Origin of the sequence: Thiomonas sp. X19 (genome assembly GCF_900089495.1) — a bacterium.
In the GTDB taxonomy this organism is placed as follows: domain Bacteria; phylum Pseudomonadota; class Gammaproteobacteria; order Burkholderiales; family Burkholderiaceae_C; genus Thiomonas_A.
Genome location: NZ_LT605203.1, coordinates 1,202,569 through 1,227,277, shown reverse-complemented (window position 1 = coordinate 1,227,277; position 24,709 = coordinate 1,202,569). Strand labels below are relative to the sequence as shown.

Genomic DNA, 24,709 nt, shown 5'->3' with positions numbered 1-24,709 from the left:
ATGCCCGATCCAATTGACTTGCGTACGGTCAAGCCTGGTGCTGGGGCCGGTTCACGGCAAGGTCGTCAACTCAGCGACCTCTCAAGAAACAAAATGGGTTGAAGGCCGGTTTCATGCTGGCACCGGGTTTGGATGGATCTGGAAGCCAAGGGCAGCGGCGCGGCGCTTGAGGGCGACGATTGAGCGCTCGCGCTGCTGATCTTCATAGCGCTGCTGGCCTTGATCGACGAACGCCTCGCCACGCGTCAGCATGAAATACACCATGCGCGCCAGCTTGTGCGCGGTGGCGGTATTGGCACGCGGCTTGTCCATGCGGCCCGACAAGCGGCGGTAGAACGCGCCGAGGGCCGAGTCGCTGTGCGACAGGCTCATCGCGGCCATCTTCAGCGCCTGCCTGACCCGATTGGCGGATCGCCGGGTCTTGGCTGACAGCACCTTGCCGCCGCTGATCTTCGTGCCCGGACACAGCCCCAACCAAGAACAGAAGTGCTTGACGTTGGCAAAGCGACTCAGGTTGGGGCCGACCTCCGAGAGGATCTTCATCACCGCAGCCAGACCCAGGCCGTTGATGCGCGTGAGATCGACGCCGGCCCAGTTGGCCAGAATCTGGCGTGCGTCGAACTGCGCGCGCAGCTTGCTGCCTGCACGAGGCGTCTTGCCCAGATCGACCTTGGCCGCGCCAAGCTGGCTCAGCAGTCCTTGCAGCTTGGCGTCGCATTCGCCCAGGTGCCGGGCAATGTCGTCATACATCGCCAGCGCCTGGCGCAGCACGAACAGGTGCTCATCGCGCCAATTGCCCGTCAAGGCCTTGGCAATCTCCGTCTCACTGGCCTTGACACGAGCGTTGCGATACCGGGCCAGCGTCTTGGGGTCGCGCTCGCCAGCGACGATGGCGCGGATGATGGCTTGTCCCGTCAGTCCCATGACATCGGTCAGAACCTCGGTGAGCTGGATGTTCATCTGCACCAGCGCCTTTTGCATGCGCTGCACCCAACTGGCCTGCTCGGCCAAGAGCACGTCGCGCTGACGGGCCACGGCACGCACCACACAGACCTCATCGGTCGGGCGGAACGCCGCGCGCAAGAACCCCAGGCTCATCAACTTCTGCAACCACTGGCAGTCCTGCACATCGCTCTTGCGCCCAGGCACATACTTCATCTGCCGCGCATCGACCAAAAACACCGTCAAGCCGCGTTGCTCCAGCACCTCGAACACCGGGATCCAGTACACCCCGGTGGACTCCAGCGCCACGGTGTCGACCCCACACGCGAGCAGCCAGTCGGCCATGGCGTGCAGATCGTCGGTCATCGCACCGAACTCGCGCACCGGTTCGTCGCAGGCTTGCCGGGGTACCGCCACCCAGTGGCTCGACCCTCCTACGTCGATACCCGCCGCGTTGGGGAAGACCAGATCATCATCTCGCTTGCGCATCGCCATCGTTTGCTCCAAGATTGTCAACGAACGGCAGCGCCATGGGAGTCGTCGAATTCGACTCGATCTCTCAAACGGGATGCACATCGCTGTGCTCACCACTGTCGCCGACGATTCCCGGACCATGCTCACGAGCGGGCTCACCTCACGGCGTCCTACAACGCCGCAGGCTCGCACCAATGACTTGTCGGTCATCTCGGCACTGCCGTTCACCTTGTAGCCCAAAGATCGTTTCTTCGCGAACGCCGGGCGCCCCCAGGGGCTTGGGATGCTCATGAGAAAACGCACCGCCCCCCGAAGTTTTCTCATCCCCCTCGGGGGGCCTGACGCAAAGCGGCAGGTCTGGGGGCGCTCCCTCAAACCGGCGCCTCGCCCGTGCTGGCGACGACCTCGCCGGCGCGCAGGGCCACCACCTGGCCTTCGGCCAGAGGCTGCCAATGGCCCACGCCCAACGGCACGCTGGCCAGCATCGCCAAGGCGTGAACTTCGTGGTGACGGGTGTGCACTTGCAAGCCACGGGCCTCATGCAGTTGCACACCCGCCCCACGGCGACGCAGCAGATGCAAGCCCGGCGGACGGATGCTGCCATCGGCCTGATGGCGGCGGTGAGAGTGGGCGAACAGCACGTCGCCATCGCTGTAGAGAAAATTGGCCGGGCCGCTGGGGCGCAGCCGCGCAGCGAATGCCGTCACCACGTCCAGCCGAGCCGCCACGCCGGGCACGCCGCCCGCTGCATGCCACAGCGGCGCGAGCTGGCGCAGCAGCTGGCAGAACACATGCTCGGAATCGGTCTGGCCGATCGGTTGCCAACAAGCTTGCAAGCCACCCGGCTCGAGCGGCCAGCGCGACTGGATGTCGGGCAGATCGCCGTTGTGCGCGAACACATGCCGATGACCGGCCAGCTCGCGCAAGAACGGCTGGGTGTTGGCCAGTGCCACCGGCCCGCGCGAGGCGCGGCGCACATGGGTGAGCACCAGGGTGCTGTGGAAATCGTGGTCTTCCAGCACGCGCGCGAAGGCGCTTCGCACCGCAGGCAGCGGCTCGCGCAGCACATGCGCCTCGGGACCGTCGAAATACGCCGCGCCCCAGCCGTCGGGATTGCCGCCCCGCACCGGGGCACCATGGGTGGCGAACTCGGCGAAGCGCAGGCGCACGCGAGCCGGGTGGGCGCTGCTGACGGCGAACAACTCGCACATGATGGGGACCTATCCTGCGCAGCGTGTGGGGAGGTCGGCGCCGTCCATGCCCGGCCTCAGCGCTGCAACTGCACCGAACCGGACACGGTCACGCCCAGGGCCTGCACCCCGGGCTCGATCGGAACCGCCTGCTCGCCCATGGGCACCGCGGCCATGGCGCGGAACATGGGCCTCGGCGCCGGCGAGGCGCCCTGCAGGCTGCCGATGTTCACCTCGCGCAGCGTATAGCCGGCGTAGCCGAAATCATGCGCCGCGGCCTGTGCCTGGGTGCGGTATTGGGCGATGGCCATTTGAGTGAGCTTGGCCAATTCGTGCGCCTGCAGTTCGGGCGAGATTTCGGTGCCGGTGCTTTCCACCTGCAGGCTCTGCGCAAGCTGCCCGGCAAGGCGGCCGACGGCGGCGAAATCCACCGACTTGAGAATGATCTGGGCACGCACGCTCCAGCCGTCCTGCTGGCTCTGGCCGGCCACCGCCTTGTAGCGTGGCTGGGTCTGGAAGCTGCCGGTCTGCACCTGCACGCCGGGCGTGGCGCGCGCCGCTTTCACCGCGCTGTCGAGCAGCTTGGTGACTTCGGCATTGAGGGTGGCGACATCGCTGCCCTGGCGCACGGCGGCGAGCACGGCCACGGCGCGGTCGGGCGTGACGTCGGCATGCGCCGTGGCTTCGAGTTGCACCACACCGGCAGGCTGGGCGCCACAGGTGGCCGACGGCGTCTGCGCCAGCGCGAGAGGCGCTGCCGCCAGGCAAGCCGCGCACAGCGCCACGGCCGGCAAGTGTCGCCGCAGACCCGGCAGACGCCGGGCCAGGCTTGGAACGAATGAGCGTGAATTCATGCAGGGCCTCATCGCGCAATGCGGTTGGAACAGCGCCAACATAACCCACGACGCCGGCCACGAGCAAACGGCATTACGCTGATCAACGCCGTTCGTCGTCATCACCCCAACGGTGATACCAGCCGCCTTGAATCACGCCATAAGGCTGGATGTAGACGCCGGCGCGGGGCGGCACGACGATGCAGCCCGAGAGACTGGCCGCAAGCAGCGCGGCGAGCAGGATGAAACGCATGAAGGTTCCTTCGGCAGGCCGCGTGCGGCCCGCATGATGGATGGTTGATTGGAGGCGCATGGCTGTTGCCGCCAGCTTCAGCGGCACAGGCCCCAATGCCCCGGATGCCAGCCCCATGGACCCCACCAGCCAGGGTGCCAGCAGCCATGCGGGGCCGGGCGCACCACCACGGCGACGGGCGGCCCGGGAGGCGCCAGCGGCGCCACATAACAGCCGCTCAATGCCGCAGCGGCCGTGAGCCCCAGCAAACCCAGGCGCAGGCGCCGTGCCCAGGCGCGCGTCCCCTCCGAGAGGGGTTCGCCCCGCTTCGGGCGGCCGGACGCGGGGCTCATGGCCCGATCTTCCGGCTGATGGCGTTTTGCTGCTGGTTCAGGCCCGCTTGTTGCACCTTGGTGATGTAGCCGCCATTGGTCTGCGCCATCGCGCGCTGCTCCAGGCGGGTCTGCCGCACCTGCGCATGCAGGGCATGAGCCTGCGCCGCGGTCAGCTCGCCTTCGCGGCGTTCGTGCACGATGCGGCGATTGAGATGCTGGGTGCGGTCGAGGACTTGGTCGCGCCGCGGATGCGCGTGCTCCCAGTGGGTTTCCGCCTGTGCCGATGTGGCGACGAGCAGGGTGCCCAGAGCGAGTGCGCCGAGCAGGGTTTTGTGCAGCGGGGTGGTTCTGGTGTTCATGGTCTGAGTTCCGGTTGCGAGCGCCCCCAGTTGTCCGCAAGCGGACTCCCCAAAAGGGGATGAGAAAACTCGGGGCGGCCCTGCGTTTTCACATGAGATAGAAACGAACGATGCTGCATGCAGTGCCGGCGATAACGGAGTCGCCGTCCGCGATGGCGACAGTGCTGAACGCGCAAATGTCAGCAAATGTGTCGCAACCCAAGCGGCGCTTCCTGCTCCCGCGCCCACCCACCACCACTTAAGACAGACCTAAGTTCATGCATGGATCATTCACCTCAGCGCAATTTCGATTCCATCGGATTTCTTCACGGAGGTGCATCATGAAATCCAGAAAACTGTGGGCAGCCCTGGCTGCCGCCGGCATCATCGGGGGCAGCGGTTTCATGGCCTACCAGGTGAGCTATGCCGGCATTCCAGCCCATGTGGAACTCAACAACAAGACGGTGCCCCTGTTCAACAACCCGCCGGGCGCGCCGATGCAGACCGCTGCCGTGGGCGGGCCGAACTTCGCCGCCATCGTCAAGCAATTCGGCGCCACGGTGGTGCACATCAATGTGCGCGGCGAAACCAAGAGCACCGACGCACCCGACATGTCGCAGGTGCCGCCGCAACTGCGCAACTCGCCCTTTTTCCAGTTCTTCCAGCAGTTCCAGAACCAGCAGCCGCGCGAGGTGCCGACCGAAGGCTTGGGCTCGGGCTTCATCATCAGCTCCGACGGGCTCATCCTCACCAATGCCCACGTCGTGAAAGGCGCCAAGTCGGTGATGGTCACGCTCACCGACCACCGCAGCTACAAGGCCAAGGTGTTGGGCTATGACACCAAGACCGACATCGCCGTGGTGAAGATTCCCGCCACCAATCTGCCCACGATCCGCGTGGGCAACCCGGCCAACCTGGAACCTGGTGATTGGGTGCTGGCCATCGGTTCGCCCTACGGCTTCTACAACACCGTGACCTCGGGCATCGTCAGCGCCAAGAGCCGCTCGCTGCCCGACGACGACATGGTGCCCTTCATTCAAACCGACGTGGCCGTGAACCCCGGCAACTCCGGCGGCCCGCTGTTCAACACCAAGGGCGACGTGGTCGGCATCAACTCGCAGATCTTCACCCAGACCGGGGCGTTCGAGGGTCTGTCCTTCGCCATCCCGATCAACGTGGCCGTGACGGTGGCCAAGGAAATCATCCAGAGCGGCCATGTGGAACACGCCAAGCTCGGCATCGCGGTGCAAACCGTGTCGCAGCAACTGGCCAACTCCTTCGGCCTGCAAACGCCACGCGGCGCGCTGGTGGCCAATGTGGCCAAGGGCAGCCCGGCGGCCAAGGCCGGCCTGAAGGCGGGCGACATCATCCTGAGCGTCAACAACGAACCGGTGAACGACTCGGCTGATCTGCCGATGATGATCGGTCTGATGCGGCCGGGCCAGCCCGTCAAGCTCGGCGTCTGGAGCAACCATCGCGAATCCACCATCACCGCCACCCTGGGCAGCTTCAGCAGCAACACCCTGGTGGCCGATGCCGGCGGCAGCACCGAAGGCGGCCATGGCCTCGGCCTGGAAGTGCGGCCGCTCAAGCCGACCGAAGAGCAGCAGGCCGATGTGCACCACGGCCTGCTGGTGGAGAACGTCACAGGCCCGGCCGAACAAGCTGGCGTGCAATCCGGCGACATCCTGCTGGCCGTGGACGGCAAGCCGGTGGACAGCATCGACCAGGTTCGCACCATCCTGAAGAAAGCCGGCAAAACCGTGGCGCTCCTCATCCAGCGCGGCAACAACCGCATCTTCGTCCCGGTGGAAATGGGCTAAAAGCGGACCAGACGCAGTGCCTGCGCACTGCGGCGCGCCGCACGAAGGGTCTGGGGCTTGCAAGCCCGCCGCCTCCGGCCAACGACCAGCGTGCGCGCGCTGCTCAGAGCCTCGGCGCCTGCAAGCGCCGAACCTCCGAGCACAAACCCCATCTGGCCGCAGCTTTCACTCCCTGAGCTGCGACCATTTGGCGGCGGTAACGGGCCGCCGCCTTCACCTGCCCCGGGACTCACGCTCCGGGGTGTTCCTCAAGCAAGCGAGCAGCACTTCCAGCGGGCCTCGGTCCGCTTCTTTTTTCGTGCTCGACCTTGCGATGTCGGCGCGCCGTTGCGCTTATGCTTGTTCCGGCGGAAATCATCCCGGAAGCAAGCACCACGAACCAGGAGAATCCAGATGCAATCTCGATCGAAAAAAACCTATGCAGCCCAGCTTTGCGCCAGCCTCATTGCGCTCGTGGCGCTGGGCAATTTGCCAGCCCAGGCGAGCGACAGCAGCTTGACGCAAGGGGCGAAAAAAGTGGGCACGACCGTCGGCACGGTTGTGCGTGACGTTGGCAAGGAAGGCAAGAAAGTGGGGTTGGCGGTGGGCCATGAAGCCAAGCACGTCGGCCTGGCCGTGGGCCATGCGGCGGAGGCTGGCGGTGTGGCGGCCTGGCATGCGGTGAAGGGCCCAAAGCAGTGAGGCAAACGTCCGGCGCCGGGGGGGCTGAGGGCGCTGGCTGACGAGCCGGCGGGTTGGGCTGCCGATTCAACAGGCAGGTTGACAGCGCGCGATGCCGACGGCTGATTGCGAGCGGTCCGGATGCCCGCCCTCGTCCAGTCCGCTAAGCTGAATGCCGATGCCGCAGCCCATTCGGGCCCCGGCTGCAAGACAACCCCAGACCGCGAAAACCATGGCGCAATATGTGTTCACGATGAACCGCGTCGGCAAGATCGTTCCGCCGAAGCGACACATTCTCAAAGACATTTCCCTGAGTTTTTTCCCCGGCGCCAAGATTGGCGTGCTGGGGGTGAATGGCTCGGGCAAGTCCACCGTGCTGAAGATCATGGCCGGGGTGGACAAGGACATTGAAGGCGAAGCGGTCGCCATGCCCGGCATTCGCATGGGCTATCTGCCGCAGGAGCCGCAACTCGACGCCGAGCAGACCGTGCGCGAAGCGGTGGAAGCCGGGCTGGGCGGCGTGCTGGCGGCCAAGAAGCGGCTGGACGAGGTCTACGCCGCCTACGCCGAGCCGGATGCCGACTTCGACAAGCTGGCCGAAGAGCAGGCCCAGCTGGAGGCCATCATCGCCACCGGCGAGGGCAGCAACACCGACCTGCAATTGGAAATTGCCGCCGACGCACTGCGCCTGCCGCCCTGGGAGGCGCGCGTGGGCGACTTGTCCGGTGGCGAAAAGCGGCGCGTGGCGCTGTGCCGGCTGCTGCTGTCCAAGCCCGACATGCTGCTGCTCGACGAGCCCACCAACCACCTCGACGCCGAGAGCGTGGACTGGCTGGAGCAGTTCCTGCACCGCTTCCCCGGCACCGTGGTGGCCGTGACCCACGACCGCTACTTCCTCGACAACGCCGCGGAGTGGATCCTGGAACTCGATCGCGGCCACGGCATTCCATGGAAGGGCAACTACAGCACCTGGCTGGAGCAGAAGGAGGCGCGGCTGGAGCAGGAGTCGCGCGCGGTGGACGCGCACATGAGGGCCATGAAGCAGGAGTTGGAGTGGGTGCGGCAGAACCCCAAGGGGCGCCAGGCCAAGAGCAAGGCGCGCATGGCGCGCTTCGAGGAACTGTCGAGCCAGGAATACCAGAAGCGCAACGAGACCAACGAGATTTTCATTCCCTTCGCCGAGCGCCTGGGCAACCAGGTGGTGGAGTTCCACGAGGTGAGCAAGAGCTACGGCGACCGGCTGCTGATCGACAAGCTCAGCTTCTCGGTGCCGCCGGGCGCCATCGTCGGCGTCATCGGGCCGAATGGCGCCGGCAAGTCCACGCTGTTTCGCATGCTCAGCGGGCGCGAGCAGCCGGACTCGGGCACGGTCGTCATCGGCCCCACGGTGCGCCAGGCCTATGTCGACCAGAGCCGCGACGCGCTGCCCGACGACAAGACCGTGTGGGAGGCCGTGAGCGGCGGGCACGACATCATCACCGTGGGCAAGTTCGAGATGGCCAGCCGCGCCTACCTGGGCCGCTTCAACTTCAAGGGTGGCGACCAGCAGAAGCTGGTGGGGCAGCTCTCCGGCGGCGAGCGCGGGCGCCTGCACCTGGCCAAGACCCTGCTGTCAGGCGGCAATATGCTGCTGCTCGACGAGCCGAGCAACGACCTCGACGTGGAAACCCTGCGCGCGCTGGAAGACGCGCTGCTGGAGTTCGCCGGCAGCGTCATGGTCATCAGCCACGACCGCTGGTTCCTCGACCGCATCGCCACCCACATCCTTGCGGCCGAGGGCGATTCGCAATGGAATTTCTTCTCCGGCAACTACCAGGAATACGAGGCCGACAAGAAGAAGCGCCTGGGCGAGGAAGGCGCCCGCCCGCACCGGCTGCGCTTCAAACCGCTGCGCTGAGCGCCGACCAGCGAAGGTGCCTTCGCACCTTCGCGCGCGGCGCGAAGGGCCATGGCGCATACTTGCGCCATGCCTCCCGAGGCCACTATTTTCTCCGCGCGAAGAGCCTCGGTGCACACTTGCGCCGCGCCTCCATCCCTCCACACTTGTCCGTCTGCACCCGGGGCACCCATGGAATCCTTGATCGTCGCCTGTCTATGCGCGCAGTGGTGCGGGGTATGCCGGGAATGGCGGCCGGGCTTCGAGGCCCTGGCCACGCGCTATCCGCAAGCGCGCTTCGTCTGGATCGACGTGGAGGACGCAGCCGAGGCCCTGGGCGATGGCGAGGTGGACAACTTTCCGGTGCTGGCCGTGCAGCGCGGCGACCTGCTGCTGTATTGCGATGTACTGCCCCAGCAGCCTGGAACCTGGGCGCGGCTGATCGACACGCTGGCGGCGCTCGACGCCGCGAACGCTGCGCAGGCGGCAACGCGCATGCGCCAACTGGGCGGACTCGACATCGACCTGCGCAGGTTCTTGCGCTGAACGCGCTGAGAATGTGCTCGGGGCGCTGCGTGCGCCGGGCATGGGAACGGCCGGCGCGCATGGCGCGACTTACGGCACGGGCCGCAGCGGCGGCACGCTGCCACAGTCGCTGCCCACCCAATGCGCCTCGGAGGTGCTGGAGACAGTGCCTTGCGGGGTGACGGCGGTGAACTGGGTCTTGTACGCCGTCGGACTGGCGAGCGCGACGCGACCCTTGCCGCTGGAGGTGGGTTGGGTGCAGGCGTAGCTGAAATCCCAGTTGCCCTGCGTGGGCTGGCTCCAGTGCACCTTGCATTGCCCGCCCAGGTGCAGCGGCGGGCGCTTGGCCGCGACGAACTCGGGGCTCAGGCACAGACGCAGGGTCTGCTTGCCCAGATCCATCGCCATGCCACGCGCCTTCATCTGCGCTTCGATCTCGGCCTTGATCGCCGGGGAGACGTTTTGCATCATTTGCGACAGATCGACCGGCGGAGCGCCGTTGGTCGAGCTTTGCACGCTGTAGTCCCACAGTCCGGGCTTGAGGCTGAACGCTTGGGCATGGGACGACCACAGGGCGGCAACGATCAGGGGTAGCCCCGCGATCCAGCGCCGGAACGGGGTTTGGAAGCGACGTGACATGGCAAGATCCTGCAAGTTCTCGGGCTGTTCAGCGTAGACCACGATGCTGGGGTGCATGGTTTCAAGTTGTGAACTTGAGCCGCGCCGCTGGGGCAGGTCGAGGGTTCAGACCTGCGCCGTTTGCCGCGCAACGCGCGCCCCGAACAAGGCCGTGCCCACGCGCACCAGGGTTGCGCCTTCGAGCACGGCGGCTTCGAGGTCGGCGCTCATGCCCATGGAGAGCGTGTCGAGCGCGAGACCTTGCCGGTTGAGTTCAGCCAGCAGCCGTCGCAACCGGGCGAAAGGCGCACGTTGCGCCTGCAGCCCCTCGGCTGGGGCCGGAATGCACATCAACCCGCGCAGGCGCAAATTGGGCAGCACCGCCACGGCATGGGCCAGTTCGGCCACGGCTTCGGGCGCAATGCCGCTCTTGCTGCCCTCGCCGCTGATGTTGACCTGGATGCACAGCTGCAGCGGCGAAAGCGGGCTGCCGTTGCGCGCGGCCGGGCGCTGGGCCGACAGGCGCTGGGCGATGTGCAGGCGGTCCACGGCGTGCACCCAGTCGAACTGTGCCGCCACCTCGCGCGTCTTGTTGCTCTGCAGCGGTCCGATGAAATGCCAGCCGAGCTGCGGATGGGTGGCGCGCAGGGCCGCCATCTTGCCCAGGCCTTCCTGCACGTAGTTCTCGCCAAAGTCGGCCTGGCCGCAGGCGGCAAGCTCGGCAACGGCTTCGGCCGGGAAGGTTTTGGACACGGCCAGCAAGCGCACCGAGGCCGGGTCGCGTCCTGCCTCGGTGGCTGCTGCGGCGATGCGCTCGCGCACTTGGCGCAGGCGTGCGGCAGGGCTGGAAGGCGTCATGGGGTATGAGGTGCAGGCGAAAGCCGCGTTCCGCGGAAACAACAGCGCCCGGCCGCATGGGCTGGTTTCGGCCGTGCGGCGCCGGACTGACCCTTACTATAAGAGCCTTGCCAAATTAGGGGGGATCGCAGTGGACATCACGCAATTGCTGGCGTTCAGTGTGAAGAACAATGCGTCGGACCTGCATCTGTCGGCTGGCCTGCCGCCGATGATCCGGGTGCATGGCGATGTGCGCCGCATCAATGTCGAGCCGCTGGGTCACAAGTCCGTGCATGCCATGGTGTACGACATCATGAGCGATGTGCAGCGCAAGCATTTCGAGGAGTACTTCGAGGTCGACTTCTCCTTCGAGATTCCGGGTCTGGCGCGCTTTCGCGTCAACGCCTTCAACCAGAACCGTGGCGCCGGCGCGGTGTTCCGCACCATTCCGAGCAAAATCCTCACGCTGGATGACCTGAACGCGCCCAAGATTTTCGGCGAACTGGCGCTCAAGCCCCGCGGCCTGGTGCTGGTGACGGGGCCCACCGGCTCGGGCAAGTCCACCACGCTGGCCGCCATGGTCAACCACCTGAACGAAAACGAGTACGGCCACATCCTCACCATCGAGGACCCGATCGAGTTCGTGCACGAGTCGAAAAAGTCGCTGATCAGCCAGCGCGAAGTCGGCCCGCACACGCTGAGCTTCTCCAACGCGCTGCGCGCGGCGCTGCGCGAAGACCCGGACTCCATCCTGGTGGGCGAAATGCGCGACCTGGAAACCATCCGCCTGGCGCTCACCGCCTCCGAAACCGGGCATCTGGTGTTCGGCACGCTGCACACCTCGTCGGCACCGAAAACCATCGACCGCATCATCGACGTCTTCCCCTCGGCCGAGAAGGACATGGTGCGCGCCATGCTGTCGGAGGCGCTGGTGGCCGTCATCTCGCAGACCCTGTGCAAGGTCAAGGACGGTGCCGGCCGCGTCGCCGCGCACGAGATCATGCTGGGCACCCCGGCCATTCGCAACCTGATCCGCGAGAACAAGGTGGCGCAGATGTATTCCATGATCCAGACCAGCCAGGCCCACGGCATGCAGACCCTGGACCAATGCCTGACCGATCTGGTGCGCCGCAATGCCATCTCCGCCAGCGAGGCGCGCTCCAAGGCCAAAATACCCGAGAATTTCCCGGGCGCCTGAACCCATGCACGCTGAGCAGACATGGCTGCGCCTCCGACAACACCCGAGCGGCCCCATCGAGCCCGCACTGCTCGTTTGCACCCAACCATCATGAAAAAAGTCTTCGAGATGCTGCGCCGGGGCAAACCCGTGACGGAAAGCCGGGACGACGGCCCGGAATCCCAGTTTTTCACCACCGGCTTCCAGGACGTGGACGACGCCACCGTGCCCATCGTCCATTGGGCCGAGCGCGCCAAGGCCATCGGGGCGCGCAAGCTCGCAAGACCGGCGCCGGCCAAGCGCCTGAAGGAATTGTGGAGCCGCGATCGCTTCATGGCGGGGCTTTCCCCCGACGACCTGGAGAAATGCGCACGGCATTTCGAGTTCTACGCCGCCGATGCGAACAAGGACCTCATCGCCCAGAACGAATACGGCGGCTTCATGCTGGTGGTGCTGCACGGCGTGGTGGCCGTCGACCGGCAGCAGCCCTGGGGCGAGCGCCTGCGACTCACGGAAGTGCGCGCCGGCAATGTGCTGGGCGAGATGTCGCTGCTCGACGCCGGGCCGCGCTGGTCCTACTGCACCTCGCTCAACCCCTGCGAGATCGCCGTGCTCGAAGCCGGGGCGCTTGATAGCATGATCGAGCAAGATCCGGGTTCGGCCGCACGCCTCATCGGCTCGCTGGCACGCCGCCTTTCGTTGCGCCTGCGCAAGCTGGGCGCTCCGGCGCAGCCGGCATGAAGTCGGCTCTGCTGCGCGCCCTGCCCCGATCCACACCTGACCACGGAGACTCCTGATGGAACGCGACCAAGCCTCCAAATTCGTCCACGACCTGTTGCGCCTGATGGTCAGCCGCGGCGGTTCCGACCTGTTCCTCACGGCAGACTTCCCCCCCGCCATCAAGGTCGACGGGCAAGTCAGCAAGATGTCGGCGCAGCCGCTCACCGCCCAGCACACCCAGGCACTGGCGCGCGCCATCATGAACGATCGGCAGTCCTCGGATTTCGAGAAGAACAAGGAATGCAACTTCGCCATCGCCCCATCGGGCATCGGCCGCTTTCGCTGCAACGCCTTCATGCAGCAGGGCAATATCGGCCTGGTGCTGCGGCTCATTCCGCAAACCGTGCCGACCATCGACAGCATGGGCCTGCCCAAGGTGCTGGAAGAACTGGCGATGGCCAAGCGCGGACTCATCATCTTCGTCGGCGCCACCGGCAGCGGCAAGAGCACGTCCTTGGCCGCCATGCTCGACTGGCGCAACGAGTACTCCTACGGCCACATCGTCACGGTTGAAGATCCGATCGAGTTCGTCCACGCGCACAAGAACTGCATCATCACCCAGCGCGAAGTCGGCATCGACACCGACAGTTGGGAAGCCGCGCTGAAGAACAGCATGCGCCAGGCGCCGGACGTCATTCTGATGGGCGAAATCCGCGACCGGGAAACCATGGACCATGCCGTGGCGTTCGCCGAAACCGGCCACCTCGTGCTGGCCACGCTGCACGCCAACAACGCCAACCAGGCGCTCGACCGTATCGTCAACTTCTTCCCCGAGGAACGTCGCAGCCAGTTGCTAATGGACTTGTCGCTCAACCTCAAGGCGCTGATTTCGCAACGCCTGCTGCCCAGGCAGGACGGGCGCGGACGGGTTGCCGCGGTGGAAATCATGATCAACTCACCGCTCATTGCCGACCACATCTTCAAGGGCGAGGTGGGCGAAATCAAGGACGTGATGAAGCGCTCACGCGAGCTGGGCATGCAGACTTTCGACCAGGCCTTGTTCGACCTGTTCGAAGCCAACCAGATCAGCTACGAAGACGCCCTGCGCAACGCCGATTCGGTCAACGATCTGCGCCTGCGCATCAAGCTCGACGGCAAGCGCGGCCAGCAAGACCCGTCCAGCGGCACTGAACACCTGGCCATCGTTTGAAGCCGCTTCCACATGGCCTGCAAAGACCCATGTTCCGACCTGTTGCCGAACCAGCTCACGCCGGCCGAAATCCTGTTTTCCAAGTAACGCCCTTCCCTGGCTCATTCATTTGATTCGAGGTCTTCATGAAATTCTTCTGGGCGTTGCTGCTCTCTCTGGGTTTGTCCGTTTCAGCGCTGGCTGCCGACCCCGGCGTGACGGAATCGCAAATCCTCATTGGCCAATCGGCACCCCTCACCGGCCCCGCGGCCCAGCTCGGCATCCGCCTGCGCCTGGGCATCGAGGCCTATCTGAAGGCCGTCAACGCCGAAGGCGGGGTGGATGGGCGCAGCATCAAACTCGTCAGCCTGGATGACGGCTACGAGCCCGCACGCACCGTGGCCAACACCAAGCGACTCATCAACGACGACAAGGTCTTCGCCCTGCTCGGCTACGTCGGCACGCCCACCACGCTGGCCGCCAAGCTGCTCATCGACGAGGCGAAAATTCCGCTCGTTGGGCCATTCACGGGTGCCATGGCCTTGCGTGAGCCGGTGGACCGCTACATCTTCAACATCCGTGCCAGCTACAACGACGAAACCCGCCGGATGGTCGATAACTTTCTGTTCCTCGGGCTGAAGAAAGTCGCCGTGTTCTACCAGGACGACGCCTTCGGCAAGGCCGGCTTGTCGGGCGTGGTCAAGGCCCTGGCAGCGCATGGCCTCAAGCCCGTGGCCACCGGCACGGTTCAGCGCAACACGGTGGATGTGGCTGCGGCGCTGAAATCCATCCTGTCGGCCAAGCCCGATCTCATCGTCGAGGTCGGCACCTACACCGAAGCCGCGGCCTTCATCAAGGCTGCACGCGCCCAGGGCTACGCCGGCCAGTTCGCCAACGTCAGCTTCGTGGGCTCGGAGGCCCTGGCGAAAGCCCTTGGAAAAGAAGGCGACGGCGTCATGATCACCCAGGTGGTGCCCTTCCCCTACTCGGGCGCGATCGCCATCGTGCGCGAGTACCAGGCGCGCATGGCGGCCAGCGGCCACAAGGACGACTACGACTTCACCAGCCTGGAAGGCTATATCGACGCCAAAGTCCTGGTTCAAGGTTTGCGCAAGGCTGGCAAGACGCCCACGCGCACCGGCCTGATCGATGCACTCAACGCCATGAATGCGGACGACCTCGGCGGTTTCATGGTGCGCTTCTCGCCGACCGACCATTCCGGCTCCAGCCTGGTCGACGTCACCAGCATCACCAAAGATGGGAAGTTCCGGCATTGAGTGGCGCGGTTTCAGGCCTGAATCACGCACCATGCAAACCCCGCTCATCTACGCCAAAACCGCTGCCGGCCAGGGTGAAATTCGCAGCCGCAGCGACCGCCTCACGCGCCCCATGCGCAATCTGCTGCTGTGCGTCGACGGTAAACGCACTCTGGCGGAATTGGAAGCGCTGGTCCAGGCCAGTGGCGCGCCCAGCGATAGCCTGCAGCAGCTCCTGCAACTTGGGTTGATCGTCGCCACGACTCCCCTTCCCCCCGCCGTATCGCCTGTGCCAGGGGTTGAGGCTGCAGCGGATCGGGCGCGCGATATGGCCGGGCCCGACACCCTGGAGCCGCTGGACGCTGCGTTCGAGTCGGCCGCAGCGCCCACTGGGGACTACGCCGAGCTCTACGCCCGCATGAATGCGCTGGTGAGCGAACATCTCAGCCTGCTCAAGGCTTATGGCCTGCAGCTCAAGATCGAACAATGCAACTCGGTCGAGCAGCTGCGCAGCTTGATCCCCGAGCTGGAAGCAGCCTTGGACAAGGCGGTCGGACGCGAGCGCGCCCGGGAGTATCTCGCCGGGCTGTAGCGTCCGTTCCGGGTCATCAGCGCCCGCCGAAAAACCAGTAACACACCGCGATCGAGGCGATCACCCCGGCCAGGTCCGCCAGCAGCGCGCAGCCAACGGTGTGGCGCACGCGGCGGATGCCGACCGCGCCGTAGTACACCGCGACCACGTAGAACGTAGTCTCGGTGCTGCCCTGCATGGTCGCGGCGGTCAGTGCCGGAAAGCTGTCCACGCCGTAGTGGCGCATGGTCTCGATCAGCATGGCGCGCGCGGCGCTGCCGGAAAAAGGCTTCACCAGCGCGGTCGGCAGGGCGGGCACGAAGGCATCGTTGAAGCCCAGTCCGTGCACCGCCCAGCGGATGCCGTCCAGCGCATAGCCCAGCGCGCCGGAGGCGCGCAGCACACCGACGGCGCAGAGCATCGCGACCAGATACGGCAGCAGGTCGCGCGCGACCTCGAAGCCCTGCTTGGCGCCCTCGATGAAGGCCTCGTAAACCGGCACGCGCCTGACGGCACCGGCGACCAGAAAGGCGACGATCACGCCGAACAGCGCGAGGTTGCCGACCAGCGACGACACGCTGGCCAGCGCCGCCGCCGACAGCGTGGCCAGCAAGGCCAGCAGTCCGCCCAGCAGCAGCGCGCCGCCGCCCAGCCACGCCAGCGCCACCGGGTCCCACAGCTTCAGCCGCTGCATGAAGGCCACGCTGAGCAAGCCGGTGAGGGTGGACGCGCTGGTGGCCAGCAGGATGGGCAGGAACACCAGGGTCGGGTCGGGGGCGCCCTGCTGCGCGCGGTACATGAAGATGCTCACCGGCAGCAGGGTCAGCGAGGAGGCGTTGAGCACCAGGAACAGGATCTGCGCGTTGCTGGCGGTGTCGCTGCTGGGGTTGAGCGTCTGCAGCTCGCGCATTGCGCGCAGGCCGATCGGCGTGGCGGCGTTGTCCAGCCCCAGCACGTTGGCGGCGAAGTTGAGCGTGATCAGGCCGATCGCCGGATGACCTTCCGGCACCCCGGGCATCAGGCGCCGGAACAGCGGGCCCAGCAGCCGCGCCAGCGCATCGACCAGGCCGGCGCGCTCGGCGATGCGCAGCAGCCCCAGCCACAGCGTGAGCGTGCCGAACAGCAGCACCATCACCTCGACCGAGAGCTTGGCCATCGCGAACAGGCTGTCGACGATGGCCCCGAACACCGCCGCATCGCCGGCCAGGGTCCAGCGCGCCAGCGCGGCCACAGCGGCGGTGAGGAAGAATCCGAGCCAGAGACGATTCAGCATGGGCAGCGTGGACGATGATCAGGAGCGTCGATCGGCGGGCAAGCAGATGGCGTCGATGGTAGAGGCTGGGCCTGTGGGCGGAACTGCCGCGACAATGCAGTGTCGCCACTTCGCGCCGCCCGACCCATTCCATGCCCCAGGCCGATTCATCCCTCGGTACCGAGTTCATCACCCTGCAGGCGCTGCCGGAGTCGCCATGCATCGAGTTCCGCCGGGTTCGCACCCAGCGCGCTGCCGACGCCACCGAGACGCCCTGCATCGTCTTCCTGCACGAGGGGCTGGGCTCGGTCGCCGCCTGGCGCGACTTCCCCGACCAGCTTTGCGCTGCCAGCGGCCTGGACGGCCTGGTGTACTCGCGTCCCGGCTATGGCCGCTCCACCCCGCGCGCACCTGGCGAGCATTGGGATGCGCGCTATCTCCACCGGCAGGCGCTGGAGGTCTTGCCAGCCCTGCTCGCGGCCCTCGGCATCCACCGGCCCTGGCTGTTCGGCCACAGCGACGGCGCCACCATCGCCCTGCTCCACGCCGCGGCTTTTCCCGAAGCAGTGGCCGGCTGCGTGGTGCTGGCGCCGCATGTGTTCGTCGAGCAAAAAGCTCTGCACGGGATCAGGCGAATCCGCCAGGCCTATGAAGCCGGCCTGCTGCGCGAGCGCCTGCAACCCGTGCAAGGCGATGCCGACTCGGCCTTCTACGGCTGGTGCGACGCCTGGCTGGATGCGGGGTTTCGCCACTGGACGATCGAGGCCGACATCGCCACCCTGCGCTGCCCGCTGCTCGTCGTGCAGGGCGAGGACGATGCCTACGGCACGCTGGAACAGGTCGACCGCATCGTTCGCATCCTGCCCCACACGCGCACCCTGGTGCTGCCCAACTGCGGCCATATGCTGCAGCGCGACGCGCCGGAAGAGGTCATTCGCGCCACGCTGAATGTCGTCGCAACGCATACGGGCCGGATCCCAGCGACATCCAGCCCGCAGGGTTGAACGCCGCAGCCGTGGCAGTCACCGCGCAACTGCGGCATAGTCTGCCGAACACATCTGCCGCACATCTCTGCCAGGCAGATCTGCCAATCCAATCACAACGGAGGTCACGATGCAAGCTGTCTGGAACGGTGTCGTCATCGCTGAAAGCGACGACACGGTGGTGGTCGAAGGCAACCACTATTTCCCGCGCGAGTCGGTCAAACCCGGGCTGCTCGAACCCAGCAACACCCACAGCGTCTGCCCCTGGAAGGGCACCGCCAGCTACTACACCCTGGTGGCCGACGGCCAGCGCAACGCCGACGCGGTGTGGTTCTACCCCGAACCCAAACCCGCAGCGAAGGAAATGACCGGGCGCGTGGCGTTCTGGAAGGGTGTGGTCGTCAAGCCCGGTTAGGGCCAACTCAGCTTCGGCCGACTCAAGCAAACGCCCGGCCGCCAGCGTCAGAGCCGGCTGGCCTTCGCGCCGTCCAAGGCTGCACTCACTGGCAGACTTGGAGCCGCGCCCCTCAACTCCCTTGACCCCCTCGGGGGCGGGGCGGCGTAGCGCCCCTGGGGGCCGTTTTCAACGTCGGATCGGCTTGCGCTTGGGCGAATCGGCGCCCGGGCCTTTGCGGCTGGGCGCGCGCTCGGTGGCGCGCAGGGTTGGCCGCGTGGTGCCGGCTGCGGCCCTGGGTTTGGCTGGAGCCGGCGGCTTGAACGCCGCACCGCCGCCCGCTCCGGCCAGGCTCAAGTTGAGCTGGTGGCCCAGGACCCAGACTTTTTGCAGGGTGCGAAACACATCCTTGGGCATGCCTGCGGGCAGGTCCACCAGGCTATGGTCGCCGCGAATGTCGATGCTGCCGATGTGCTTGTTTTCCAGCCCGGCTTCATTGGCGATGGCGCCGACCAGATTGCGCACCTCCACCCCATGGTCGCGGCCGACCTCGACGCGATACGTCTCGAAAGCCATGTCGCCCGCGGCGGCCTTCTTGCGGCGCGGCGCGGCGCTGCCGTGGTCGTCCGGCTCGAAGCCGGGATGCGACTTCTCGAAGCGCGCCGACTGCACCCGTGCTTCCAGTTCGCCGATGGCGGCGTCGGCGATGTCGGTCAGGCCGCGTGGCTTGGCGCTGGCGGGCTTGGGCTCGCGCGGAGGCAACGATGGCGAAGGCTTGCGCACCTCGCGCTCGAAGGGCTTGGCGGGTTTTCCGCGCGGACCGAAGGTGGGCTCGGCGCGCTGCGCAGCGCGCCCGCGTGCGCCCAGGCTGTCGCTGCGCATCGCATGGCCGCCCTCGGTACCCGGCCCCAGCAGCAGGGGTTTGTCGCCCTGCACCATGCGCGCCAGGGCAGCGGCAATTTCAATGGCCGGCACGTTCTGTTCCTGCTCGTAGCGTTCGATCAGGCTCTGGAACTGCTCCAGGCCTTCCTGCTCGCGCGCCTCGGTGATGCGCTCCAGGAAGCGGGAAATGCGCTTGTCGTTCACGTCCTGCGGGCTGGGCAATTGCATCGGTGTGATGGGCTGGCGCGTGGCGCGCTCGATGGCGGCCAGCAGATGGCGCTCGCGCGGCGTGACGAACAAAATGGCCTGGCCGCTGCGCCCGGCGCGTCCGGTGCGGCCAATGCGGTGGACATAGCTTTCGGTATCGGTCGGGATGTCGTAGTTCACCACATGGCTGATGCGGTCCACATCCAGTCCGCGCGCGGCCACGTCGGTGGCCACCAGGATGTCGATCTGCCCGTCTTTCAGCCGCTGCACGGTGCGCTCGCGCTGCGCCTGCAGGATGTCGCCGTTCAGCGCGGCGGTGGAGAAACCGCGCGCCGCCAGCTTCTCGGCCAGCTCTTCGGTGGCCATTTTGGTGCGGGCGAAAACGATCATGCCATCGAAGCTCTCCACCTCCAGAATGCGGGTCAGCGCGTCGAGCTTGTGCAGGCCGCTGACCATCCAGTAGCGCTGCTGCACTTGCGTGGCGGTGCTGGTCTTGGCCTTGATGGTGACCTCCGCCGGCGTGCGCAAATGGTTGCTGGCAATGCGGCGAATGGCCTGCGGCATGGTGGCCGAGAACAGCGCGACCTGGCGTGTGGGCGGGGTTTTCTGCAGGATGGATTCGACATCGTCGATGAAGCCCATGCGCAGCATTTCGTCGGCTTCATCCAGCACCATATGGGCCAGGCCGTCGAGCTTCAGCGTGCCGCGTTCCAGATGGTCGATGATGCGCCCGGGCGTACCCACCACGACATGCGCGCCGCGCTTGAGCGAGGCCAGCTGCGGCACATAACTTTGGCCGCCGTAAATGGGCAGCACGTTGAAGCCCGGCAGGTGCATGGCGTAGGTGGCAAAGGCCTCGGCCACCTGGATGGCGAGTTCGCGCGTGGGCGCCAGCACCAGCGCCTGCGGCTCCTTGCGCGCCACGTCGATGCGGGCGAGGATGGGCAGGGCGAAGGCCGCCGTCTTGCCGGTGCCGGTTTGCGCCTGGCCAACCAGGTCGCGGCCTTCGAGCAGAATGGGGATGGTGGCCGCCTGAATCGGCGACGGGCTTTCGTAACCCACGTCGCGCAGCGCTGCGAGGATGGGCTCCGGCAGACCGAGATCGGCGAAGGTGACGGCGGGAGACTCGGGGGCGGTGCTGGACATGGATGGATGAACCTGATGACGGTGAATGAAAGGGGCGCCAAGGCGACGCTGAGTCAGTTCTCGTGATGCAGCGCGCCGCGCATCGGGATGGGATGCAAGGCGCAAACCACAGCCATAGCCCAAGCTATGGCGCGGATTTGCAACGCCGCAGACCGCCCGAGGCGCGGATGCGATGCGCACGAGGGGCTTGTTCAGCGTCGCCCTAAAGTGCCCAAGCCGAGATTGTGCGCCAGCCAGCGCCCCGGCAACATCGCCGGGCGAGCCTGTGTTTCCTTGCAGGCCCCATTTTTCGCACAATGCGCAGTACGCTTGCAAAGACCAACAACAATCCAGAAACCATGGACTCACAAACCGACGCATCCCCGGCATCCTCCTTGCCACGCATCGTCATCGTCGGCGGCGGTGCCGGCGGGCTGGAACTGGCCACCCGCCTGGGCAACACCCTGGGCCGGCGCGGACACGCCGACATCACCCTGGTCGAGCGCGGTCGCAGTCATTTGTGGAAACCGCTGCTGCACCAGGCCGCTGCTGGCACCCTCGACATCGACGACAACGAGCTGAACTACCTGGCGCAGTCCACCTGGCATCACTTCAAGTACCGCCTGGGCGCGATGGACGGGCTGGACCGCGCCCGCAAACAGGTGCTGGTGGCGCCGACGCTGGACGAGGACGGGCGCGAAATCGTGCCGCGCCGCAGCTTCGGCTACGACATCCTGGTGCTGGCGCTGGGCAGCCAGAACAACGACTTCGGCACCCCCGGCGCAGCGGAGTACGCGATCGCCCTCGACAGCCCTGAAGACGCGCGGCGCTTCCACAAGCGCCTGGTCAACGCCTGCATTGCCGCCAACACGCAAACCGGCCCGCTGCGGCCGGAGCAACTCAAGGTGGTGGCCATCGGCGCCGGCGCCACCGGGGTGGAACTGGTGGCCGAGCTGCACAACTCCACCCGCACGCTGGCCGCCTACGGGCTGGATCGCATCGACCCCGAACGCGATATGCGCCTGAGCCTGGTGGAGGCCGCTCCGCGCATCCTGCCCGCGTTGTCAGAGCGCGTGTCGACGGCGGCAGCGGCCGAACTCGCCAAGCTGGGCGTGCAGATTCACACCGGCAAACGCGTCACCGCCGTCACCGCGACCGGGGTGCAAACGGCCGATGGCGACTTTCTGCCGGCAGAACTCGTGGTGTGGGCCGCAGGTGTGAAAGCCCCCGACGTGCTGCGCGATCTCGATGGATTGGAAAGCAACCGCATCAACCAGTTGGTGGTCCGCCCCACTTTGCAGACCACGCGCGACGACGCCATTTTTGCCCTGGGCGATTGCGCCGCCTGCCCCTGGGAAGGCCACCCCGGCGGTGTGCCGCCACGCGCCCAGGCCGCCCACCAGCAGGCCAGTTTTCTGGCGCGGCAAATTCAACGTCGGTGCACCAGCAAGCCGCTGCGCGCCTTCCACTACCGCGATTTCGGCTCCCTCGTTTCCCTGGGCGAGCACAGCACCGTGGGCAGCTTGATGGGCGGCTTGGCCAAGGGCAGCCTGTTCATCGAAGGCCATTTCGCCAGGTTCATCTACTGGCTGCTCTATCGCAAGCATCTGCATGCCTTGCATGGCTTCTGGAAAACCGCCTTCCTCACGCTGGCACGTCTGATCTCGCGCACGACCGAACCGCGCATCAAGTTGCATTGAGAGAAGCCTAGCGGGTGCTGTTGCATCGAGCACACGGGTGATCGGTGACGAGTGCTTCGCCCTGATTGTCAGGTTTTTCTGCGCGAACTGTTCGGTATGCTGTAGAAAAATCCAGACAAGAACGATAACGTGCAAATTGGGAACATCCGCCCAACTTCGGGCACTCGCCAGGCATCGCAGCTGGCTGCTGCCCGCCGCCAGCTGTGGACCGCGTGCGCGTCCCCCTTGCAGGGCAAGCCGGCGCTCATGGCTCGGCGCCATGCTTTCCCGCAGTTTGTCGTGCCGGGACACGGCTGATATGCAGGCACCCGCCAGAGCCGCACTGCAGCGCCTGTCCAAGCTGCTGCTGTTCAACGCTGCGCTGGCGGGCGTCTACGTGCTGCTGGCGTGGTTGGTGATGCGCAGTGGCGCAGCAGGCGCGTTGCTCTGGCCCTCCAGTGCCGTGGCCGTTTTCGGCGTCATGGTTGGCGGTTGGGCCGCCGCTCCAGGCATTGCGCTGGGCGCTTACCTGGCCAATGCATTCAGTGTCGGCTGGTCGCCGCTGGCAGCCCTGTGCATCGCGACGGGCAACACGGTTGGTGTGCTCATCGCCTGGTGGCTGTTGCAACGCCTGCGCCGGCCATGGACAGGCTTGCAAGGCACAGGCAATACGCTGGCCTTCATCGTCACGCTCGGTCTGCTGGCTCCTGCGTTCAGTGCCGGTGGCGGCATGCTCGCAACGCTGCTGCCACCCTTGCCGCCGATGCACAACCTCGGCGGCTTGTGGCTGAGCTGGCTGGTCGGCGATATTTGCAGCGTGCTGATCTTCGCCCCACCCCTGGTGCTGTGGTGGGAGCGTCGCAACGATGCATTGCCGGCGCCAACCCCCGAACTGCTCGGCGTCCCGGTGCTTGCCCTGCTGGGCACGGTGCTCATCTACTTTGCCCCGCCCACGACGCAGGCCTTGCCGCTGGGTCTTGGAACCCTGGTGTTGTTGCCCCTGCTTTGGGCCGCAACCCGCCTGCCCATGCGTCTTTCCAGCCTGCTCATGGCCGCGCTGTTCGCATTGGAGTTGGCGGGCACCACCATGGGCCTGGGGCCGATGACGGCGCTGCCGCCGATGGATCGCATCACCGCGCTGCAGGTCATGGGCATCAGTCTGGCCTGCACGGTTCTGCTCGCCAGCAGCCTGGCGCAGGATCGCGGTGCGGCGTTGCGCCAATTGCGCGAAGCCAACGCCAGACTGGAACGCGCCGTCGAACGGCGCACCGCGGCCCTGGTGGAGAGCCAGACGCGGCTGCAACGACAACTGCGCTTCCAGGACTCCTTGCTCAGCGCCCTGCCCAACCCCACGGCCTACACCGCGAACGACGGGCGCCTTGCGCTCATCAACAAAGCCTTCACCCAGCTGCTGGGGCGCACCCACGATGCCATGCTGGGACGCCCGCCTGAAGACGTGTTCGAAGACAGCCTGTTGCACACCTGGACCGCCATGGACCGCAAGCTGCTGGCTGAAGGACGGCCGCTGTCGCAGGAATGCCGCCAACTGCCGGAGGACGGCGAGGAATCGGTCTGGATCCTGAACAAGGCCCAGGTGGCTGACTCGAGCGGCAAGCCGCTGGGCATCGTCACCAGTCTGCAGGACATCTCCGAGCTCAAGCGGCTGCAAGACCAGTTGCAGCGCGACGAGCAGCGTTTTCGCTTTTTGGTCGATGCGTCGCCCGTGCCCCTGGTCATCATCCGCCTGCGCGACTCGGGCTTGATGTTCTCCAACCGGGCCTCGGACGAACTCTTTCGCGCCAGCCATGCCGAGCACCACGGCAAACCCATGCGCAGCCTCTGGGCCGAGCCGGGCCAGCGCGAAGCCATCATTGCGCGCGTGCTGCGCGAGGGCACCGTGAGTGGGCAGGAGGTCAAATTCCGTCGCTTCGACGGCAGCTTGCTCTGGCTGCTGCTGTCCATCACCCACACGCATTACCAGGATGAAGAGGCGCTGATCTTCGCCTTCAAGGACATCACCCCCACCAAGCAGCGTGAGTTGAGCCTGCAGGAACTGGCCTACACCGACTCGCTCACCGGCGTGTCCAATCGTCGCCATTTCCTGGCCCAGGCCTCAGCCGCGTTTCACGAGGCGCGGCGACTGAGCCACGACCTGGCGCTGCTGGCCATCGACGTCGATCACTTCAAGCAACTCAACGATGTTTACGGCCACCCGGCGGGCGATCGCGCGCTGCGCAGTTTCTCCACGGTCTGCAAGTCCCAGCTCCGCAGCGTCGATCTCTTCGGGCGTCTCGGTGGCGACGAGTTCGCCATCGTCCTGCCCCATTGCGACGGACTGCGCGCTTACGACTTCGCACAGCGCCTGCGCCTGGCCGTTCAGGAATCGGCGGGGATGGACCACGCGCCCCTGCGCCAGCAGCTCACCGTCAGTATCGGCATTGCCGATGCCGCCGACTCGGAAGCCGCCGACCGCGGCATCGAGGACCTGCTCGCACGCGCCGACAAGGCGCTCTACCAAGCCAAGCAACGCGGGCGCAACCGCGTCGAGATCTGGTCATTCCACGATCTGACGCTGCCCTGACCATTGGGCC

At 66.3% G+C, this 24,709-nt stretch carries 23 protein-coding genes; 13 read left to right on the top strand and 10 right to left on the bottom strand.

The window, feature by feature from the left end; genetic code table 11:
* Positions 1-111 precede the first annotated feature (111 nt).
* The 6 genes from THIX_RS05750 to THIX_RS05730 all read right to left on the bottom strand — a co-directional run bounded on the left by THIX_RS05750 (position 112) and on the right by THIX_RS05730 (position 4,365).
* On the bottom strand, positions 112-1,437 hold the full coding sequence (locus THIX_RS05750; RefSeq protein WP_086558138.1) for an IS110-like element ISCARN20 family transposase: 1,326 nt from the start codon (positions 1,435-1,437) through the stop codon (positions 112-114).
* 350 nt (positions 1,438-1,787) lie between these two features.
* The gene (locus THIX_RS05745; protein ID WP_112485450.1) at positions 1,788-2,627 is read right to left on the bottom strand and encodes a class II glutamine amidotransferase; all 840 of its coding nucleotides are present in this window, start codon (positions 2,625-2,627) and stop codon (positions 1,788-1,790) included.
* 56 nt (positions 2,628-2,683) lie between these two features.
* Positions 2,684-3,460, bottom strand: a complete 777-nt coding sequence (locus THIX_RS05740) for an SIMPL domain-containing protein (protein WP_158540811.1) — start codon at positions 3,458-3,460, stop codon at positions 2,684-2,686.
* 82 nt (positions 3,461-3,542) lie between these two features.
* A complete protein-coding gene (locus THIX_RS05735) occupies positions 3,543-3,752 on the bottom strand; it encodes a hypothetical protein (RefSeq protein ID WP_146748452.1) in 210 nt (69 codons plus the stop codon).
* Positions 3,753-3,769: 17 nt separating this feature from the next.
* The gene (locus tag THIX_RS22895) at positions 3,770-4,024 is read right to left on the bottom strand and encodes a hypothetical protein (RefSeq protein ID WP_146748451.1); all 255 of its coding nucleotides are present in this window, start codon (positions 4,022-4,024) and stop codon (positions 3,770-3,772) included.
* Positions 4,021-4,365: a hypothetical protein gene (locus THIX_RS05730; RefSeq protein WP_233224417.1), complete on the bottom strand. Its 345-nt coding sequence runs from the start codon at positions 4,363-4,365 to the stop codon at positions 4,021-4,023. The genes THIX_RS22895 and THIX_RS05730 overlap by 4 nt, the downstream gene beginning before the upstream one ends.
* 320 nt (positions 4,366-4,685) lie before the next feature.
* Between THIX_RS05730 and THIX_RS05725 the strand changes: the two genes are divergently transcribed.
* From THIX_RS05725 to THIX_RS05710, 4 genes are all read left to right on the top strand, one after another.
* Entirely contained in the window at positions 4,686-6,167 is a 1,482-nt protein-coding gene (locus THIX_RS05725; RefSeq protein WP_112485447.1) for a Do family serine endopeptidase, read from the top strand.
* A 393-nt stretch (positions 6,168-6,560) separates the two neighbouring features.
* The gene (locus THIX_RS05720) at positions 6,561-6,848 is read left to right on the top strand and encodes a hypothetical protein (protein WP_112485446.1); all 288 of its coding nucleotides are present in this window, start codon (positions 6,561-6,563) and stop codon (positions 6,846-6,848) included.
* 211 nt (positions 6,849-7,059) lie between these two features.
* The gene (ettA, locus tag THIX_RS05715) at positions 7,060-8,724 is read left to right on the top strand and encodes an energy-dependent translational throttle protein EttA (protein WP_112485445.1); all 1,665 of its coding nucleotides are present in this window, start codon (positions 7,060-7,062) and stop codon (positions 8,722-8,724) included.
* Between the two features lie 171 nt (positions 8,725-8,895).
* A complete protein-coding gene (locus THIX_RS05710) occupies positions 8,896-9,249 on the top strand; it encodes a thioredoxin domain-containing protein (RefSeq protein ID WP_112485444.1) in 354 nt (117 codons plus the stop codon).
* A gap of 69 nt (positions 9,250-9,318) precedes the next feature.
* On the opposite strand, the gene THIX_RS05705 is transcribed toward THIX_RS05710, so the two are convergent.
* Both THIX_RS05705 and THIX_RS05700 read right to left on the bottom strand, forming a co-directional pair.
* Positions 9,319-9,924: a DUF3617 domain-containing protein gene (locus THIX_RS05705; protein ID WP_112485443.1), complete on the bottom strand. Its 606-nt coding sequence runs from the start codon at positions 9,922-9,924 to the stop codon at positions 9,319-9,321.
* Positions 9,925-9,972: 48 nt separating this feature from the next.
* Positions 9,973-10,704, bottom strand: coding sequence for a YggS family pyridoxal phosphate-dependent enzyme (locus tag THIX_RS05700; RefSeq protein ID WP_112485442.1), 732 nt, complete (start codon positions 10,702-10,704; stop codon positions 9,973-9,975).
* A 130-nt stretch (positions 10,705-10,834) separates the two neighbouring features.
* Between THIX_RS05700 and THIX_RS05695 the strand changes: the two genes are divergently transcribed.
* The 5 genes from THIX_RS05695 to THIX_RS05675 all read left to right on the top strand — a co-directional run bounded on the left by THIX_RS05695 (position 10,835) and on the right by THIX_RS05675 (position 15,617).
* Positions 10,835-11,881, top strand: a complete 1,047-nt coding sequence (locus tag THIX_RS05695) for a type IV pilus twitching motility protein PilT (protein ID WP_112485441.1) — start codon at positions 10,835-10,837, stop codon at positions 11,879-11,881.
* Positions 11,882-11,971: 90 nt separating this feature from the next.
* Entirely contained in the window at positions 11,972-12,601 is a 630-nt protein-coding gene (locus THIX_RS05690) for a cyclic nucleotide-binding domain-containing protein (RefSeq protein WP_112485440.1), read from the top strand.
* Between the two features lie 55 nt (positions 12,602-12,656).
* A complete protein-coding gene (locus THIX_RS05685; RefSeq protein WP_112485439.1) occupies positions 12,657-13,790 on the top strand; it encodes a PilT/PilU family type 4a pilus ATPase in 1,134 nt (377 codons plus the stop codon).
* A 125-nt stretch (positions 13,791-13,915) separates the two neighbouring features.
* The gene (locus THIX_RS05680; RefSeq protein WP_112485438.1) at positions 13,916-15,046 is read left to right on the top strand and encodes an ABC transporter substrate-binding protein; all 1,131 of its coding nucleotides are present in this window, start codon (positions 13,916-13,918) and stop codon (positions 15,044-15,046) included.
* A gap of 31 nt (positions 15,047-15,077) precedes the next feature.
* On the top strand, positions 15,078-15,617 hold the full coding sequence (locus THIX_RS05675; protein WP_112485437.1) for a hypothetical protein: 540 nt from the start codon (positions 15,078-15,080) through the stop codon (positions 15,615-15,617).
* A 16-nt stretch (positions 15,618-15,633) separates the two neighbouring features.
* Here THIX_RS05675 and THIX_RS05670 read toward each other — a convergent pair whose 3' ends face one another.
* A complete protein-coding gene (locus THIX_RS05670) occupies positions 15,634-16,869 on the bottom strand; it encodes a nucleoside recognition domain-containing protein (protein WP_112485436.1) in 1,236 nt (411 codons plus the stop codon).
* Between the two features lie 131 nt (positions 16,870-17,000).
* Between THIX_RS05670 and THIX_RS05665 the strand changes: the two genes are divergently transcribed.
* Complete coding sequence (locus THIX_RS05665; protein WP_112485435.1) at positions 17,001-17,852, top strand: alpha/beta fold hydrolase; 852 nt, start codon at positions 17,001-17,003, stop codon at positions 17,850-17,852.
* A 109-nt stretch (positions 17,853-17,961) separates the two neighbouring features.
* Complete coding sequence (locus tag THIX_RS05660; protein ID WP_112485434.1) at positions 17,962-18,246, top strand: DUF427 domain-containing protein; 285 nt, start codon at positions 17,962-17,964, stop codon at positions 18,244-18,246.
* Between the two features lie 168 nt (positions 18,247-18,414).
* On the opposite strand, the gene THIX_RS05655 is transcribed toward THIX_RS05660, so the two are convergent.
* A complete protein-coding gene (locus THIX_RS05655; protein ID WP_112485433.1) occupies positions 18,415-20,460 on the bottom strand; it encodes a DEAD/DEAH box helicase in 2,046 nt (681 codons plus the stop codon).
* Positions 20,461-20,798: 338 nt separating this feature from the next.
* On the opposite strand from THIX_RS05655, the gene THIX_RS05650 reads away from it, so the two are divergent.
* Positions 20,799-22,139 carry an NAD(P)/FAD-dependent oxidoreductase gene (locus THIX_RS05650; protein WP_112488198.1) on the top strand — a complete coding sequence of 447 codons (1,341 nt, stop codon included), beginning with the start codon at positions 20,799-20,801 and terminating at the stop codon, positions 22,137-22,139.
* Between the two features lie 298 nt (positions 22,140-22,437).
* Complete coding sequence (locus THIX_RS05645) at positions 22,438-24,699, top strand: sensor domain-containing diguanylate cyclase (RefSeq protein WP_158540810.1); 2,262 nt, start codon at positions 22,438-22,440, stop codon at positions 24,697-24,699.
* Positions 24,700-24,709: the final 10 nt, after the last annotated feature.